The sequence below is a fragment of the Streptosporangium sp. NPDC087985 genome (assembly GCF_044741965.1).
Taxonomy (GTDB): Bacteria; Actinomycetota; Actinomycetes; order Streptosporangiales; family Streptosporangiaceae; genus Streptosporangium.
On sequence record NZ_JBIUTQ010000002.1, the window covers coordinates 196646 to 213821 of the forward strand.

General features: G+C 69.1%; 11 protein-coding genes and 1 pseudogene. 4 read left to right on the top strand and 8 right to left on the bottom strand.

The genetic code is table 11. The annotated features are described in order from the left end of the window. The first annotated feature begins 94 nt into the window (after positions 1–94). Positions 95–1327 (top strand): nickel pincer cofactor biosynthesis protein LarC, encoded by a 1233-nt coding sequence (gene larC / locus ACIN94_RS06085; protein ID WP_400700305.1) that lies wholly within the window; start codon positions 95–97, stop codon positions 1325–1327. On the opposite strand, the gene larB is transcribed toward larC, so the two are convergent. Together larB and larE are read right to left on the bottom strand one after the other, a co-directional pair. Further along, positions 1324–2004, bottom strand: a complete 681-nt coding sequence (gene larB / locus ACIN94_RS06090; RefSeq protein ID WP_400700307.1) for a nickel pincer cofactor biosynthesis protein LarB — start codon at positions 2002–2004, stop codon at positions 1324–1326. The two genes, larC and larB, sit on opposite strands and share 4 nt — an antisense overlap. After that, entirely contained in the window at positions 1997–2857 is an 861-nt protein-coding gene (larE, locus tag ACIN94_RS06095; RefSeq protein ID WP_400700312.1) for an ATP-dependent sacrificial sulfur transferase LarE, read from the bottom strand. Before larE ends, larB begins: the two co-directional genes overlap by 8 nt. Positions 2858–3106: 249 nt before the next feature. Here larE and ACIN94_RS06100 point away from each other — a divergent pair, with 249 nt between their 5' ends. Then, on the top strand, positions 3107–4180 hold the full coding sequence (locus ACIN94_RS06100; protein WP_400700314.1) for a LacI family DNA-binding transcriptional regulator: 1074 nt from the start codon (positions 3107–3109) through the stop codon (positions 4178–4180). Here the strand turns inward: ACIN94_RS06100 and ACIN94_RS06105 are convergent. Next, complete coding sequence (locus ACIN94_RS06105; RefSeq protein ID WP_400700316.1) at positions 4081–5370, bottom strand: lactate racemase domain-containing protein; 1290 nt, start codon at positions 5368–5370, stop codon at positions 4081–4083. The two genes, ACIN94_RS06100 and ACIN94_RS06105, sit on opposite strands and share 100 nt — an antisense overlap. 99 nt (positions 5371–5469) lie before the next feature. Between ACIN94_RS06105 and uxaC the strand changes: the two genes are divergently transcribed. Together uxaC and ACIN94_RS06115 are read left to right on the top strand one after the other, a co-directional pair. After that, positions 5470–6888: a glucuronate isomerase gene (uxaC, locus tag ACIN94_RS06110; RefSeq protein WP_400700318.1), complete on the top strand. Its 1419-nt coding sequence runs from the start codon at positions 5470–5472 to the stop codon at positions 6886–6888. Next, positions 6885–8288 (top strand): mannitol dehydrogenase family protein, encoded by a 1404-nt coding sequence (locus ACIN94_RS06115; RefSeq protein WP_400700320.1) that lies wholly within the window; start codon positions 6885–6887, stop codon positions 8286–8288. The genes uxaC and ACIN94_RS06115 overlap by 4 nt, the downstream gene beginning before the upstream one ends. 41 nt (positions 8289–8329) lie before the next feature. Here ACIN94_RS06115 and ACIN94_RS06120 read toward each other — a convergent pair whose 3' ends face one another. From ACIN94_RS06120 to ACIN94_RS06140, 5 genes and pseudogenes are all read right to left on the bottom strand, one after another. Further along, the gene (locus ACIN94_RS06120; protein ID WP_400700322.1) at positions 8330–10591 is read right to left on the bottom strand and encodes a family 2 encapsulin nanocompartment cargo protein terpene cyclase; all 2262 of its coding nucleotides are present in this window, start codon (positions 10589–10591) and stop codon (positions 8330–8332) included. Between the two features lie 366 nt (positions 10592–10957). Then, positions 10958–11083 (bottom strand): annotated as a pseudogene (locus ACIN94_RS06125) (IS3 family transposase); the annotation flags it as partial. A 67-nt stretch (positions 11084–11150) separates the two neighbouring features. Continuing rightward, on the bottom strand, positions 11151–12512 hold the full coding sequence (locus ACIN94_RS06130) for a hypothetical protein (protein ID WP_400700324.1): 1362 nt from the start codon (positions 12510–12512) through the stop codon (positions 11151–11153). A 120-nt stretch (positions 12513–12632) separates the two neighbouring features. Next, complete coding sequence (locus ACIN94_RS06135; RefSeq protein ID WP_400700326.1) at positions 12633–16343, bottom strand: hypothetical protein; 3711 nt, start codon at positions 16341–16343, stop codon at positions 12633–12635. 13 nt (positions 16344–16356) lie between these two features. After that, positions 16357–16680 (bottom strand): trypco2 family protein, encoded by a 324-nt coding sequence (locus tag ACIN94_RS06140; RefSeq protein WP_400700328.1) that lies wholly within the window; start codon positions 16678–16680, stop codon positions 16357–16359. Between the last annotated feature and the right edge of the window lie 496 nt (positions 16681–17176).

Genomic DNA, 17176 nt, shown 5'->3' on the forward strand with positions numbered 1-17176 from the left:
GCCCCGGTGTTCCGCAGGCGCTCTCGGAGGGTCTGATCTCCGTCGGCTCCATATCGACGTGAGGCATACGGGCATCGGGCCTTACGGTAGGGCGATGGCATCTACGGGTCCAACCGCGAGACACGCCTGGATCGACGCGACGGCCGGTGTGGCGGGCGACATGCTGCTCGGCGCGCTTGTGGATGCGGGAGCTCGCCTTGAGGCGATCCAGTCCGCAGCCGACGCGGTCATGCCTGACACGGTCCGGTTCTCCGCGACCACCGTACGGCGGGCGGGGATGAGGGCTACGAAGGTCGACGTCCGCGCCCTTACGGAGGATCACCCGCATCGCGCCTGGCGGGACATCCGCCGGATGCTCGATGCGGCGGACCTGCCCGCAGGGGTCGGAGATCGCGCTCGGCAGGTCTTCCTGCGTCTGGCTGAGGCCGAGGGACGCGTGCATGGTGTCCTCGCCGAGGATGTGCACTTCCACGAGGTCGGGGCCTGGGACTCCATCGCCGATGTCGTGGGCGTGTGCGCAGCGCTGGACGCCCTGGGGGTGGCCTCCGTGACGACCAGCGCCATCGCTCTCGGCACGGGGCGCACCCGGGCGGCCCACGGCGAGATCCCCGTACCGGTTCCAGCCGTGCTCGAGCTCGCCCGGGGATGGCGAGTGATGGGCGGCGGTGACGGCGAGCTGGCCACGCCGACCGGCGTCGCCCTGCTCACGACGCTGTCGCAGGAATCCGGCGACCTGCCTGCCATGGCCGTGACCTCGGTCGGCGTGGGGGCCGGCACCAAGGACTTCCCCGGCCGGCCCAATGTCGTACGGGTGATGCTCGGCATCCGCGCAGACGGGGCCGGGAGCCGGCCGGATCCGGCCGGGATGACGGTGTTGGAGACCAACGTGGACGACATGGACCCCCGCCTGTGGCCGACGGTCCTGACGGCGCTGCTTGAGGCCGGCGCGGCGGACGCCTGGCTGGTCCCGATCCTGATGAAGAAGGGGCGTCCGGCGCACACGCTGAAGGTGCTCACCTCGGGTGAGCGCCGGGACGGGCTGCGGCGCCTGGTGTTCGATCTGACCAGCACCATCGGGATCCGCGAGGTGGGGGTGGGACGCACCGCGTTGGACCGGACATGGGTCCAGGTCCCCGTTGCCGGTTCCCAGGTGCGGATCAAGGTGGCCCACGCCGGCGGCCGGATCGTCCGGGCAACACCTGAGTTCGACGATGTGGCCGCGCTGGCGGCTGACCGGTCGCTGCCGGTACGGCAGGTTCTCGAGGAGGCCGTAGCTCAGGCGGTGGCCGTGGGCCTGGTCCCTGGGGCCGTGGCCCCACAGGTCTAGGCCGGAGCGGCGATCTGTGCCGCCAGGTGCCCGCCGCCGTAACCGTTGTCGATGTTGACCACTGCCACACCGGGGGCGCAGGAGTTGAGCATCGTCAGAAGGGGGGCGATGCCCTGGAATGCCGCACCGTAGCCGACCGAGGTGGGTACGGCGATGACGGGCGCGGACACCAGCCCCGCGACGACCCCGGGCAGGGCGCCGTCCATGCCGGCCACGACCACGATGGCCCGGGCCCGGCGGAGCAGCTCCAGCTTGCCCAGCATCCGGTGCAGGCCGGCGATCCCGACGTCCATCACCAGCTCGCAGTCACGTCCGAGATAGGTCGCGGTGAGCAGGGCCTCGCGAGCTACGGCGAGATCGGAGGTGCCGGCCGCGACGACGACGACCGGACCGCCCGTCGGCGCCGGCGGTTGGGGCGGCCACGCGACCAACCGCGCGTCCTCGTCGTACAGCGCGTCGGGCAGCTCGGTCTGGATGGCCTTGGCGTGGGCGGGAGTCGCCCGGGTGAACAGCGTGACGTCGCCGCGCTGCCCGACGGCTGCGGCGATCGCGGCTACCTGGTCGTGGGTCTTCCCCTCGCAGTAGATCCCTTCCGGATAACCACGACGCGCCACCCGGTCGTGATCCAGCTCCGCGAAGGCGGCCAGAGCCTCCGGTGCCTGCCAGTCCTCAGCCATGCGTGACGGCCACCAGCGGGAGGGTGAACGCTCCTGACTGGATGCCCGCGACGTCAAGGGTCACGAAGCGGAACCCGGCCGCCTTCACCGCGGAGTGGACCCGCTCGCGGATCCCGGGGGACACGGCCCTCACGAGGTCCGCGGCCGGCAGCTCGATCCGGGCCACGTCACCGTGGTGACGCACACGTGAGTCGGCGAAACCAAAGGATCTCAGAGCCTTTTCGGCCTCCTCCACCTGTGCGAGCTTCTCCGGAGAGACCTCCTCGAAGTGGGGAATGCGGGAGGCCAGGCAGGGGGCTGCGGGCTTGTCTGCGCTGGGCAGCCCCAACGCCCTGGCGATGGCGCGGACCGTGGACTTGCCCAGTCCGGCGTCGGCGAGGGGGCACAGTACCCTGTGGCTGGCCGCTGCCCGTGAACCGGGCCGATCAGGGCGGACCGCATCATCGGCGTTCTCGCCGTAGGCGACCGCCGAGAGTCCATGTGTGGCAACGACCCGATCGGAGATGCGGGTGAACAGCTCGTCCTTGCAGTGGAAGCAGCGGTCAGGTCCGTTGGCCCGGTATGCCGGGCGGTCACCTTCGTAGGTCTCCACCTCGACGATTCGGGCACCGATGAACGCGGCTACCTCGTGGGCGGCGGTCCGCTCGTCAGCCGCCAAACTGGGGGAGACGCCGAGGACGGCGACGACTCGGTCGGCGCCGAGGGTCCGCACGGCCAGGGCCAGGAGCACCGAGGAGTCGACGCCGCCGGAGAAGGCCACACCGAGTGGTGCCGCGCCGGCCAACAGGGAGGCGACCCTGTCGGCCGCCTCCTCCAGTTCGGCGGCCAGGGAACGGTTGAGCATGCGTGACATGTCGGTCACCTCAGCGGGGTTTCGGTTCGGTCCAGGGGATGGTTCCTCGGTCATGCCGGGGCTCCGGCTGGTCAACTGGGTCGTGAGGTCCCAGCTGGTCCGGCCCTCTTTTTCTGCCTCAACTCACCATTGAGCCATCAGTCGTCATGAATAGGCAATCGGTTGCCATGTGTTGTCTCGTGTCAGTGGATGATTCAGGTCCGATGGCAAGCGGTTGCCATGGGATGCCCCACGGTCCTAGCGTGAGGCATGACCCAGCCGACGATCTATGATGTGGCCCGCGCCGCAGGGGTGGCGCCGTCCACGGTCTCGCGTGCGTTCTCCCGGCCGGGGCGAGTGAACGCCAATACAGCGGAACGCATCCGGCAGGTCGCGGCCGAACTCGGTTATCGCACCAACCCGATGGCGCGGGCACTGTCCACGTCACGCACGTCGATGATCGCGCTGATCATCTCCGACATCACCAACCCGTTCTTCTTCGAGATCATCCGTGGTGCCCAGAACGCGGCTGCCGAGGCGGGCTACACGATGCTGCTGACCGACACACAGGAGTCGGACCGGCTTGAGCGGGAGGCTCTGGAAAGGTCGCTGCCGACGATCGAGGGCATCGTGCTCGCGGGCTCACGCATGCCCGACTCGGCGATCCGGATGACGGCCAAGCAGAAGCCGGTGATCGTCCTGAACCGTGCGGTCGCCGATGTGCCCAGTGTGGTGACGGATATTCCGCGCGGGGTCAGGCGGGCGGCCGAGCACCTGGGCGGGCTCCTGCACGAGACCGTCACCTATGTCGCCGGACCGGAGGCGAGCTGGACGGACGGCATGCGCTGGCGGTCGCTGCGCGAGGCGTCGACGGAGCTGAACCTGAAGGTCCGCCGGATCGGACCGTTCCCGCCGACGGTGGAGGGCGGGGTGCGTGCCGCGACCGAACTCGCGGCTCATCCCACATCAGCGGTGCTCGCCTACAACGACCAGCTCGCGATCGGTCTCATCCGCGGGCTGCGGGCCATGGGCGCCGCGGTTCCGGGTGACATCAGCGTGATCGGCTTCGACAACATCTTCGCGGCCGACCTGGTCACTCCCGGACTCACCACGGTCTCCGCGCCGTTACGCGCGATGGGGGCGACCGCGGTGAAGCACCTGCTCGCGATCATCGCCGGCGCGCGTGCCGGTAGTGGCCGGCCGGTGGTGCTGCCGACGCGACTGGTGGTCCGCGATTCGACCGCTCAGCGCAGCCGGAAGAGGACCTCGCCCGCCTGGGGCACCACGAAGGTCTCGGGGTCCGCCTGGAAGGCCGCGACGTCCACGTCCCCCGGGTCGAGATAGTTCAGGTTCGCTGTGCGGACCACATCTTCCGGTATGCCGGTCGCGAGCGTCACGGTGAGCCGGCAGCACTCGCCGTTCTCCTCGTCGTACGTGCCCGCCCCGCGCAGGTGGGTGGAGTGGGCCAGGACACCCCAGGGGACGTGCTTGAAACGGTCCCACTGCTTCACGAAGTAGTCGCGGCAGTGGTAGCCGATCTCATTGATCTCCGGGTGCATCGCGGCGATCTGGGTGATGTGCGGGGCGTAGAGGATGACCTCGCCGCCGTCCGCCACCACCGGCTCAAGCTTGTAGAAGCCCTTGGCCGCGGTCCAGAGGTCCTCGTACTTGGTCGGTATGACCGCCAGCGCACGCTTCACCGGGGCGTTGAGGTAGCGCACATGCGTCTCGGCCGATACCTCGGCGGCCGAGGCCCACGCTGAAGCGGTGTTTCCGAAGGAGACCGAGTGCAATGCCCCCGTGCCCGACTGTGCCACCACGCACAGGCCAAGTGTGTCAGAGGTGATCAGGGCAGCCGCCTCGTTGATCAACGCCCGCACGGGCGTGATGCCCCGCGTGCCGATGATGTCGGCGCTGGTGATCAGCGCGCCGAGCCAGTGTGACAGGTCGATGACCTCCTCACCGGCGACACCGGGGAAGAAGTACTTGTTGCCGCCGGAGAAGCCCACGACCTCATGGGGGAAGACCGGACCGACGACCAGCGCGACATCGTGCTCCACCACGGCACGGTTGAGCCGCACGTCGACGCTCTCACGGAGCCGGCCGCCGGACAGTTCCTCGATACGGGCCGCGGAGATCGTACCCAGTGACACGAACGTCCGCGGGTCCCACCACTCGTGGTTGAGTACGGTCAGACCCGGGTACGTCGCGTCGAGGTTCCCCGCCGGATAGCCCAGGTGCTCAGCCAGATGGTCCTCGTCCATGGCGGCGTGTGTCCCCAAGGCCACCAGGGCGGTCATCCGGCTGACACGGCCGGCGAGCGCGCCGTGGACCGCCTTGAGCAGCAGAGGAAGCGGGCAGCTGCGGGTGCCATCGGGAATGACCAGGCAGACGCTGCGGCTGTCGAGATCGACACCGGCCAGCCGTTCCTGGATGAAGGCGATGACCTGATCCTCACTCAGCATCTGGTCGGGTCCGCCGATGCGCGCCGCCTGACGGGCGAGGTCCGCTGTGGCTTCGAGAGTGTCGGTCATGACTGCACCATTTCCCCTTTCCACGGCTACGACAAGCACGCGTGGCAACAGATGGCAACCGATTGCCGTCACGGCCTGACCTCGACCATGATGACGGACATGCCGCAGATCGCCTCGCTCCAGCCGCACCCCGACCGGCTGCTGCCGGCCGATCCGGAGACTCGCGCCATCGCCCGTCGGCTCTACGACGCGGTGCGGGAATCGCCGATCATCTCTCCCCACGGTCACGTCGATCCGCGGCTCCTGGCTGAGAACCTGTCCTTCTCCGACCCCGCGTCGCTGCTGGTGACTCCGGACCACTACGTGACCCGGATGCTGCACGCCAATGGTGTGCCCCTTCAGGAGCTCGGCGTGGGTCAGGACCGGCTGACCGAGGCGCAGTCGCGACGGGCCTGGCGCCACCTTTGCTCGCACTGGCCGGCCTTCCGCGGCACGCCGGTGCGCTACTGGTTCGACTCCGAGCTCTCCGACATCTTCGGGGTCACGCGGCGGCCGTCGGAAGACAACGCGGATTTCATCTACGACCAGATCGCGGCCTGCCTCACCAAGGACGAGTTCCGGCCGCGGGCGCTGTTCGAGCAATTCGGCATCGAGGTGCTCGCCACGACGGATGACCCGGCCGATGACCTGTCCGCCCACGAGGCGCTTGCCGCCGACCCCACCTGGAACGCCCGCGTCATCCCCACCTTCCGGCCCGACCGCTACCTGGAGCCGGCCCAGGCCGGATGGAACGACAACGTCACCCTCCTCGGCGAGGTGTCGGGCATCGACGTCACCGACTACACCGGATATATCGCGGCGTTGGAGGGCCGGCGCAGGTACTTCATCGACCACGGCGCCACCTCGGCCGACCACAGTCACCTCGACTTCCGTGCCGAGCCGTTGCCGGACAACGAAGCCGCGCGCATCTACCGCGCCGCCCGCTCCGGGCGGGCACGCGAGGCCGAGGCCACGGCCTTCCGCCGGCACATGCTGCTGGAGATGGCCCGCATGTCCGCCGAGGACGGACTGGTCATGACGCTGCACCCCGGCGTCCACCGCAACCATCACACCCCGACGTTCGAGAGGTTCGGAGTCGACACCGGTCACGATATCCCGGTGCAGGTCGAGCTCACCCGTGCCCTGCAGCCGCTGCTTGAGCGGTACGGCACCCATCCCGGATTCCATCTGGTCCTGTTCACTCTCGACGAGACGGTCTTCTCCCGAGAGATCGCCCCACTGTCCGGCTTCTACCCGTCGGTCTACGCGGGGGCGCCGTGGTGGTTCCTGGACGCACCCGAGGCCATTCGCCGTTACCGTTCCGCGGTAACGGAAACCGCCGGCTTCGGCCGGACCTCCGGTTTCATTGACGACACCCGCGCGTTCTGTTCGATCCCGGCCCGGCATGACATGTCACGCCGGCTGGACAGCGGCTATCTCGCCCACCTTGTCGCCGAGCACCGGATCGACGAGGACGAAGCGACGGAGACGGCAATTCAGCTCGTCGCCGACAACCCCCGAAACGTCTTCAAGCTGTGATCGCACGTAAGCTGCCCGGCTCCACGGCCCCGCGGCTGTCCCGTGCCACTGTGGCGGATCAGGGCGCGGCGCCCGTACGCATCGTTCACCTGGGGCTGGGCAACTTCTTCCGGGCGCACCAGGCGTGGTACACCGCCCGCGCATCCGACGCGAAGGAGTGGGGCATCGCCGCTTTCACCGGCCGATCCGCTTCGCTGGCCGACGCGCTCGCTCCGCAGGACGGGCTCTACACGTTGGTGACGCGGGGGAGTGACGGCGATCAGTTCGAGGTCATCGGCAGTGTCTCCGCGGTACACCCGGCCGGAGACCACGCGGCGTGGCTGGACTACCTGCGCTCCACCGAAATCTCGATCATCACTCTGACTGTCACCGAGGCGGGATACTGGCGCGGCCCCGACGGTCACCTCGCCAGTGACCGGCCTGAGGTTCAGCAGGATGTCACAGCACTTGTGTCGGATCCGACCGCTCCGGTCATGACCGCGCCCGGCCGCCTTGTGGCGGGATTCCTCGCACGTCGAGCCGCCGGCGGTGGAGCGCTCACGGTCATGTCGTGCGACAACCTACCCGGGAACGGCACAATGATCGCCGGAGTCGTGGGCGAGCTGGCCATCCTGGTGGATCCCACACTCGCGACGTGGATCGCGGACAGTGTCTCCTGGGCCACGAGCATGGTGGATCGGATCACCCCCAGGACCGTCGACGCCGATCGCGGAACCGTTGTTGCCGTGACAGGGCTGGCGGATGCGGAGCCAGTGGTCACCGAGCCGTTCAGCGAGTGGGTCATCAGCGGGGACTTCCCAGGCGGCCGTCCGGCCTGGGAGAGTGCCGACGCCATATTCGTGGACGAGGTCGCGCCCTTCGAGCAGCGCAAGCTGTGGCTGCTCAACGGCGGGCACTCGCTGCTCGCCTACGGTGCCGGCATCCGCGGCCACGAGACGGTGGCTGACGCCGTCGCAGACCCGATCTGCCGAGTGTGGCTGGAGCAGTGGTGGGACGAGGCGGGACGGCACCTGACCGTGTCCATGGACGAGGTCGCGTCCTACCGGGTCGCTCTGCTGGAACGGTTCGCCAATCCGAACATCCGGCACCTCCTCGCCCAGATCGCAGCGGACGGCTCGCAGAAGCTGCCCGTCCGCGTCGTGCCCGCACTGCGGGCCGAGCGCGCAGAGGGGCGCGTACCGCAGGGCGCGACCCGGATCCTGGCCGCGTGGGTGTGCCATCTGCGGGGGAAAGGGACGCCTGTGAAGGACCCCGCGCAGGCGCAGCTGGCCGGCTTCGCGTCCGAGCCGTTGCCGGTCGCGATCCGCGACGTCCTTGGTTTCCTGGATACCGAGCTCGCTTCGGATCAGCCGGTGCTCGATGCCGTGCTCGGTCATGCCGAAGAGTTGCTCGCGGCATGACCGAGCAGACGACCGCTCAGCTCACCCACCGACCGAGATCCTCACCGGCTTGGACGTTGGCTCCCCGCTGAGGCTGCGACCCGCACCGCCGAGGTGCCCAGCCCCGTGGGCAGGAACGAGAAACCCGTCTCCGCCGACGCGCCCATGATCCGGTTACGCCGGAGTTCGGCCTCGGTGTACCGCACGCACCTGCGGTGCCATTCCAGGATTCCCGACATCCACTCCTTGAGGTCGTCGGCGTGGCGGGTGAGAATCCTGCGGACCGGCTCGTCGAGAGCGAAGTCGTCGAAAAGGGCCGGCAGGTCGTTGGCGAGGATGTGCTCGAACTGCCGCATCCGTGTCGTCATCAGGTCGGCCACGACGTCTCGGGCCTTCCAGCGGTCCACGTTCAGGAAGTTCTCCACGACCAGGACGAGATTGTGGACCTCACCCTCGAACTCGATCTCCTTCTGGTAGGAGAACAGGTCGTTGGTGAAACAGGCGTAGTCCTGCGCCGCGGTGTCCAGCTCGCGCATGACCCGTGTCTGGTAGATCTCCGGGGGGACCACGTCGGAGTGCGCGAGCCGGGCCAGGCTCATTGTCATGTCCGATCCGAACGTCTTGCGGCGCATCTCGATGTAGTCGACCGGATCGGGGACACGGTGCTGGGCCTGGTTGGCCAGCTCCCACAGCCAGCTGGAGGTCATGTCCTCGACCGCCGTGCGGAACTGCCGCCGGGCGGGCGGGCTCATCGGCCCCGCGGTGCGCCGCCACAGGTCGGCGAGGCCCCGCTCGATGGCGTTGGTCGGCTCCGGGATGGGGGTCCCGGTGTCCAGCGGCATGAACGCCGACAGCCGGTCGTTGCAGAGCTTCGCCGCCAAGAGATCACGGGTCGCCCCGAACACCACGGGGAAGTAGTCGTCGCCGTACGTTCCCCAGGCCAGCCAGTCCGAGGACAGGTTGAGCTGCTCGGGGCTCGCGTCGGCGTGGATCATCGCGGCGCAGTGAGCGAAGTCGAAGCCGACGAAGCGTCGCTCGTCCCACATCCCGCCGATCTCCACCCCGGGCACCGAGTCGAACATGCCCATCTGCCGAGCCCAGCCGGCCGCGTAGCGTCGCGCGGCGTCCAGGTGCGGGCTGGTACGGATCGGGTAGGGCATGTAGAGCTCCGGCAGCGGCAGATGCCCCACCTGCTGGAACGGCAGGTGCGACTGCTGCTGGACCCTGCGCCGCAGACCCAGTCTTCCCGGAGAGAACACCGGCCGGGCGGCGGAGGTGCCCAGACCGGTCGGGCTCCCCAGCGCACCGCCGGGACCCGAGACGGCGCCCTCGTTCATGTAGCGGCTGGAGCGCGCATGCCACTCGTGGCCACCGGACTGCCAGTCCTGCAGGCCCTTGACATAGGCGGCCACCCCGGCCTGCTCGTGCACCGGCACGACGTTCTCGGCCAGCAGGGCCGGGACCTCGGTCAGCGCCGTGTTCTCGAACTGCTGCAGCCGGGAGGTCAGCAGGTCGTTGACGAGTTCGGCGGCCTCCTGCGTGGAACAGCCGAAGAACCGCTCGAAGACCAGCACCGCGTTGGAGTTCTCTCCCTCCTCCCGGACCTCGCGCTGGTAGGAGAACAGGTCGTTGCGCAGATGCACGGCGTCGGAGAAGGTGTCCGACAGGACCCGCATCGGCCTCGTCCCGGCAAGGCCGTCGGGGATCTCCGCGCCGACGGCGTACTCGACGAGGTTCGCCGACCACGGTGCCCCGCCGACCCTGCGCCGCATCTGCACGTACTCGATCGGGTTGGCGATCCGGCCACGGTCGATGTTGTCCAGCTCCCACATCGACTCCACCATCAGGTTGTGCGTGCTGGTGATGAAGCGCCGCCGCCACCCGAGGGACATCGCAGGCACCGTGCGCTCCCACAGGTCCTTCAACCCCGCCTCGGCCGGGTTCGCCGGCTCCGGCGGCGTCTCCCCCTCCGCGGTCATGAACAGTTCGAGGCGGTCGAGATGGGCCTTCGCCCCGGCAAGGTCACGGGAGTACTTGAACTGCTCAAGGAAGTGGTCGTCGAAGAAGAACACCCAGACGTACCAGTCGGTGATCAGGTCCAGGGTGGGGCCGTCGCAGTCCGGATGGGTGTAGGCGCACATCAGCGCGTAGTCCATCCTGGCCAGTGCCGCCTCATCCCAGACGACGCCGCCGCCCGGCTTGGGCGAGTCGAGCATGCCCATCCGCCGGGCCCAGGCCGCGCTGTGTTCGCGGGAGCGTTCCAGATGGGGGTTGATCCTGGCCGGATACGACATGTAGAAGTCGGGCAGTGTGAAAGCCTGCATGAGCGTGCCTACTCTCTTGGACCGACTGGCAAACTTTACCTAAAGTGACGTCAATCGCACCCACAGTACTGTGCCAGGTCGTTCGGCCAAGTGATATCCCCAAACATCTGTCCGCTACCGGCCGGATCCCCCCGGGGGGAGCGACCCTCCCTGTCCTCGTCCTCCGGCACACCGCAGACGACTCCTTCCGCTCGCGGGCCGTGACGCACTCCAAGTGCCGGGGGAAGGCATGCGAAAGGCCGTCGAACGTGCCCTGCTTCGCAGATCGGGATGATCTCCGGTTCTCGGCCGGATGCCTGGCTTGGGAACCCACCATGGCCGTACGGCCGGCGCTCGTGACGGCGACCATCAGGATCTCGTTGGCCCGGCGTTCTCCCGCCGCAGCCGCTTCGGTTCCGCCGACTCATCGCCGGTCGTTCCCGGTCGTGTTCCTTCGTCGATCTGGGCTTGGCGGACCCACTTGCGCGAGGTCTCGGCGGTGCCGATGCCCAGCTTCGCGGCGACCGCGTCGCGTGGAGGCGATCCACAGACATGGCGGCTCGCCGCATTGCAGCGGAGGTCAGCTGCCGTTCACCTTAGGCGCCCACTCGCACGCCTTCACCGCCGCCTCCAGCACGGCCCGTTCGGTGGCCGTGAGGGAGTACGTGTCCGCCGTGCCGGACGACGGTTTCAGGTGCCGGCGGACGCGGTCCGCATCGGCCGCGTTGAGGGTGGAGACCGGTTTCGCCAGGATATTGAGCGGGTGCTCCAGGTCCTGGACGACGGTCGAGTAGAAGTCCGTCACCGAGTTGCGGGTGTGGGTCGCCAGGCCCCCCTCGTACACCGCCAGCCGACCGTACGCCGACGCCGTGAATCTCCCGATGGCGCGTGGGATCCGCAGGTCGTCGTCGTTCCCGTCGGGACCCGCCTGCACCAGGAAGTCCGGGGCTGGGCAACGGTCGAGGGTGGCGATATCGTAGTAATAGTTGACGTTGCCGCCCTCCGCCACCAGAAGGTTCCACGGCGCCACCGGGTTGAGCCTGAAGAACGTACGCGGTGAGGAGTGCAGGCTCGAGTGCAGGCCGCGGAGGCGGTCACCGATGACCTGCCAGCGATACAGACCCAGGCCGCGGCCGTAGGTGACGATGGAGTCCTCGGTAAAGGTGATCGCGTTGAAGCTGAACTCGCTATGCAGCCGGGACTCCACCACAAGGTCGTGCAGCGGCTGCAACCTGCTGTCGGTGATCAGCATCCGGGTGCCTTCCGCGAAGGCGATCCGGGTCCCGGTGGCATCGACGGCGAACAGATCGGCGCGACGGATCCCGAACTCCGCCAGATCGAGCGTCTCCTGCTCGCCCTCGGCGAGGGCGAATGCGACCCTGCTCAGCTTCGTACCGACCACGAAACCCGTCGCGGTCGCCTCTACCACCGCGTCCAGCAGGCCACCGCCGTGGAACAGGACGGTCTCCCGGCCCGGGGTGTACTCGACGATCTCCGTGTCGCCGCGGTAGCCTCCGCTGTCGAATTCCCGGCGGGCGATGACCGTTTCGCTGTCGAGCGCGCACAGCGACCAGTGCTGCGCGGGCCCTTCGTACAGCGTCGACCGCACGCCCGTCCGGTCGACGGTGACGACGCGCGAGGTGTGCAGGTCGTGACCCCTCATGTCGAGCGCCACGATCGGGTGACGTACGGAAAAGCCCACCGGGTTGGCGAAGCCCAGGTGGCCGGGCAGCTTCTGGGTCGTACGGTTGAACAGCTCCTTGCCGAGCCGGATCGTCTCCTTGGGATCGATGCCGGTGAGGATGTCGGCGAGGCGGGCGTCGGCGTCCGACCGAGGAGTCCACTTGCGGAGTTTCAGGTGTGCCGCCGCACCCGCGGCCTGCGGCAGCGGCTGTGAAAGGATCAGCCACCACAGACCCTGCCAGTCGCCCTTGCGCGCCATCTTCCGCGCCTGACCAACCGGATCCGGACCACCACCGATGCGGGGGATCACCGCATGTCGCCTTTCTGTCGGTGAGCTTGCGCCGCTTGGTCACCGTCCACACAGACCCCGATACGGGTGTTATATCTTGAACCAGCCCCCCGGTGCGATATCAACCCCGATCTTTCGCAATGTCACGTCTTTCAGCTGCGGGTCGAAGTCGCCTATGGCGTCGGCCGCGTGGACCCGCACGGAGCGGCTCGCGTCCGGCGATTCGGCCAGCTCCCGCAACAGTCGCAGCCCCTCCTCCCGATCCACATCCGCGAGTGCGTGCGCGGCGGTCACGCGGGCTTCACCGCTCAGTTCGGCGGCGTACGAGCGCAGCAGGGGGAGACCCGCTTCCCGGTTGCGTCGGGCGAGCAGAGCGGCGGCTTGGATGCGCGGGCCGTTCTCCCAGCCGGGTTCCCCGGCCAGGGCGGCCAATCGGGCTTCTCCTTCGGCCGGTTCCCAGTGGGCGAGCTCGGCTGCCGCGCGCAGTCGGTGCTGGGGTTTCCCGCCAACCGCGCGGGCGGTCTCGTCCAGAGCCCGCACCCCTGCCGCATGGTCGTGCTGCACGAGCAGCACCGCGGCGTCGCACCTGTAGCGGCCGTGCAAGACGCCGTCGGCGAAGCCGCGCAGGAGGAGGGTGCCGGCGTCGGTGTCGTAGCGGGCGAGCCGATGTGCCGCCTCGACGCGGTAGCCGGCGTCGACGCCTTTGTCGCGGGCGATGCGCTCAAGCAGCAGCGTCGCCTCGGTACGCGCCTGGTCGCTCGCATCGGTGAACGCGGCGAGGGTGTCGGCCGCGTAGACCCGACAGTCCCCGAAGAAGCGCCCGTCGGCGGCGAACCGGCGCAGCCAGTCGGTCCCGGTCGCACGATCATAGGCGCACAGCCCGACGGCCGCTTCGACCCTGGCCAGGTCAGGGTAGCGCGAGTCCGCGGCCAGGGTGCGCAGCCGGGAGGTGCCCGCGGGGATGTCGTGTTCGGCGAGCCGGGCGGCGGCCCGGGCACAGTGGCGGGACGTGGCGTCGTCCGCGAACCTGGTGAGCAGTTCCGTGCCCGTCGGCCGGTCGATGTGAGCCAGGTGCGCCGCCGCGGCGATCCGCAGCTGCATGGCGAACGAGGTGTCGTGGGCGAAGTCGTGCAGCAGGTCCGTACCGCGCGGGTCGTGACCGGCCAGTGCTGCGGCGGCGTTGATCCGGTCGACGGGGACGGAGTCGGGGTGAGTCGCCATGTCGTGCAGTCGGCGCTGCTGCTGGGGGAGATGGGCGAGCGCGGCATTGGTCTGCTGCCAGTTCCGGATGACCGGGACCATGCCGCGCTCCTGCTTGTTGGGGCGCTGCCACAGCTGCTCGAGGATCCGGTCGCGGGTCTCGTCGTCGCACATGCCCTCCGCCAGCAGCCACGCGGCCTGCTCCACCCGCTGCGGATCGGCGGCCAGTCGGCCGACGATCTCGCGTTGCAGGTCGGCCGGATGACGGTCGAAGGCGAACAGCGCGGCGATGCGGGTGTCGGCGTCGGAAAGGGCGTCGCCCCAGACGGCGGGATCGGTGCCGTAGCGGTCCCTGAGGTGCGCTGCGGCCAGGTACTCGGCGAACGTGCGGTGCAGGAAGCGAGGATGGGCCGCATGGACGTCGACGACCAAGCCGGTGGCCTCCAGCAGCGAGGTCACCGCCCGGCGCTGGTACGGGTCGTCGTGCGCCGAATCGGTCAGCAGACCTGTGGCGGCACGGATGAGCGGTGCGCCATGCCGCAGATGCGCGTCGGCCAGGTCGCCGAGGAAGCTGTGCAGGGCGGCAGTGACGGCAACGTGGCGCGGAGCGTACTGGGCGTACCGCTCGCGCAGCTGGCCGAGCAGCTCCTCGATGCGGTCCCGCAGCTGTGGCTCGTATGGGCCCTGCCACTCTGGGAATCGGCCGAGGAACTCCGCCACGGCGCGGGCGTACAGGTCGACCCTGCGGGTCTGCACGTGCGACTCGTCACCCGTGTCGAAGTACTGGCTGACCGCGAGATGCGCCAGCAGCGGCAGTCGCACCAGGTCGAGCATGCCGTTCGCTCGCACGTACGCCAGGAACTCCGCAGCCCGTGCCGTGGCCTGCTTGTGGACCTCGGGATCCGTCAGCCGCTCGGCACCGCCCGTCTGATGCGCCATCACGAACCGGCGTAACTGCTCGGCGGTGAACGGCTGCAGGCGGAACTCGGTGGCCCCGACGTCGGCGAGGCCGCGCCAGGTGCTGTCGTGCAGGCTGCGCGCGGAAAGCATCAGTCGGCGCTCCATGCCGGGCCCGCTTGTGCTCTCTCGAGCCGTGACGAGCAGGACCTCCATCATCTGCCGCCAGTCCGCGGGCTGGATCACCTCGTCCAGCGCATCGACCAACACCAGCACCTGCGCACCCGGCACCGGCGGGTCGGCATCCAGCAGCGCCCGCGCCTGCGGCCCGACGGCCGAGGCGATGGAGTCCTTCCCTACCAGCTCGCGCGCGGCGATCCGCAGGGGAAGCAGCGGCCCGAACGGTGCTCCGCCTCGCCTCTCGGCGCGGGTCGCAGCCCGCCACCACCGCCAGGCGATGACCTCCACGTACTCCAGCAGGCTGGATTTGCCCACCCCCGCCTCGCCGGTGACGACGATATGGCGGACGGCCGGGTCGGTGAGGAGGCGCTCGACGGACACCGGCTGTCCAGTGACGCGAAAAGGCTCTATCGGCGCTTTGGCGTCCCGCTCAGCGGTGGCGCCAAGGTGCTGCTGGGTGTAGACGCGGGCGAGCTCGCCAGGCTCGGCGGCGCGGTAGGTGAGGCCTCCGCGGTCGTGCACGGCGTCGGCCGCAGGAGCGACGGCGAGCAGCTCAGGCGGTAACAGCGGGCTGTTTCGCCGCAGGTGCCATGCGCGTACCGCGGTGGCTGCGCATCCGGTGGTGGCCACGGCGGCTGCGGGCGCTGCTCCCAAGGGGAGGGCGGCGCCCGTGGCGGCTGCCGTGCCCAGTAGCAGCGAAGGCGGGCTCGTCAAGAGACTGGCCGTACGCCGTTTCCGCCGGAGGTCACCGGGTGCCCTCCGGCTCGGCTCCGGCTGCTCGATGTGCCCGTACGCCCACATGCCCGCGCCACCGGCCCACCGGATCCACGCCACGAGCAGCGGATCGTCTGCGAACGTCCGCGCGGGCACGGCCCGCAGTTCGGCGACCGATCCGGACGCGCCACCGGCGGAGGCGGTGATGATGCCCACCAGCCGGTCCCCGGCGAACAGCGCCGCCCCGGACATTCCCGCCCATCCGTTGCCGAGTGTCGGCCGCGCCAGCGCGCCGGTCGTGATGACCCAGTGCCCGGCCCGTACCCCCGACAATGGATGCACGATCCCGCTGAGCTGCCGCGACTCGCGTATCCTGCCCACCACGTCGTGGTCGGGGAAGCCAACGGCGGTTACCTCGACGGGGTCGGCGGAGGTGAGATCGGCCCAGTACGTCGTTGACCACCCGACCGACGGTGCCGGACCGTGGGCGTCCTCGGTGACCAGCAGCAGCGCCACATCGGCCTCGGGCCGCCACCACACGGTCACCGCGTCCCGGAACGGCCGTTCCTTATAGGCGTCCGCCAACGCCCGTACCCGGCACCGCTCGCGGCCGCGGCTCAGCTCGCCCAGTGCCGCCGGAGACAGGGCACGACGCGGCGGCGCGCCGGGCGCGGGCTCGCCGTCCCGCGCGCTGCCTTCAGCTGCATGCCACACCGTGAGCACGAGCTGCGGAGTGACGAACCATCCCGAGCCCACCACGCGGGCCTGCGGGTTGTACACCTCCGCAACGCGCCGCGCGGTCAGCAGCACGCTCCGGTCCTCCTCAGCGTGGCTCGCCGTCGACGTCCGCGGTCACGCGCACGGGACCGTCGCCACGCGCCGTCACCGGGCTGAGGGTGAGCGACAGCCGGTGCGTCGTCTCCGACGCTGCCTTCCCCGCTGCTCCAAACGAGACCACCCCGAACCGCAGCCCACCGTCCCCCGAACCCTCGCGACTGATGGCGAGCGTCAACTCGACGTCCACCTGCCCCAGTTCGAACTGCAGCGGTTTCCCGCTGCCCCGCACCATCGCCGCCGTCAGCTCGGCCCGCAGCGCCTCAATCGTCTCAGCCAGCCCACCGGCGACATCCCCGTTCCCACTGCCCATTAGACGACCCCATGGCTCAACTACGGCTCCAAGAACACCGTACATAATGACATTCGTATCCCCTTATACAGGCAACGAATTGATACCGGCGGGAGTAGTACGCATCCCCGCCGAGAGCGATCATTGGTGGCACACCAGGCTGGCCGCCCACCCCGTGGTTTCAACCGGCTTCCGTTCCGGATGCCGCTTCCGGACCTGAAGTTGCCCCGGTTGTGTGGACAGTTCGGGGTTTGCGTGGGTCAGACGTCGTAGATGTGATCCGCCATGGTGGCTGATCTGCGCTGATCGCCCAGCTTATGTACTGAGCTGGGCTTTCGGCGTTCGTCGGTTCTCATCGTTTCGCACTGCTTCTCGTGCCCATGTGCCCTGAGTGTGCCCTGCCCTCGCAGATCTGGGTGATCTCCGATGCGTGATCAGGCCACCTGCGAAAACAGCTCGATCATGGGGATGAGCAGCGGTTACGCTTGCGGGCGTCTCGCGTCACTTCTCGCTGCTT

What these genes read in the sequence shown, in the direction of transcription:
- larC (WP_400700305.1), top strand. Translation starts at nt 95, where the DNA reads ATGGCATCTACGGGTCCAACCGCGAGACACGCCTGGATCGACGCGACG.
- larB (WP_400700307.1), bottom strand. Translation starts at nt 2,004, where the DNA reads ATGGCTGAGGACTGGCAGGCACCGGAGGCTCTGGCCGCCTTCGCGGAG.
- larE (WP_400700312.1), bottom strand. Translation starts at nt 2,857, where the DNA reads ATGTCACGCATGCTCAACCGTTCCCTGGCCGCCGAACTGGAGGAGGCG.
- ACIN94_RS06100 (WP_400700314.1), top strand. Translation starts at nt 3,107, where the DNA reads ATGACCCAGCCGACGATCTATGATGTGGCCCGCGCCGCAGGGGTGGCG.
- ACIN94_RS06105 (WP_400700316.1), bottom strand. Translation starts at nt 5,370, where the DNA reads ATGACCGACACTCTCGAAGCCACAGCGGACCTCGCCCGTCAGGCGGCG.
- uxaC (WP_400700318.1), top strand. Translation starts at nt 5,470, where the DNA reads ATGCCGCAGATCGCCTCGCTCCAGCCGCACCCCGACCGGCTGCTGCCG.
- ACIN94_RS06120 (WP_400700322.1), bottom strand. Translation starts at nt 10,591, where the DNA reads ATGCAGGCTTTCACACTGCCCGACTTCTACATGTCGTATCCGGCCAGG.
- ACIN94_RS06130 (WP_400700324.1), bottom strand. Translation starts at nt 12,512, where the DNA reads ATGGCGCGCAAGGGCGACTGGCAGGGTCTGTGGTGGCTGATCCTTTCA.
- ACIN94_RS06140 (WP_400700328.1), bottom strand. Translation starts at nt 16,680, where the DNA reads ATGGGCAGTGGGAACGGGGATGTCGCCGGTGGGCTGGCTGAGACGATT.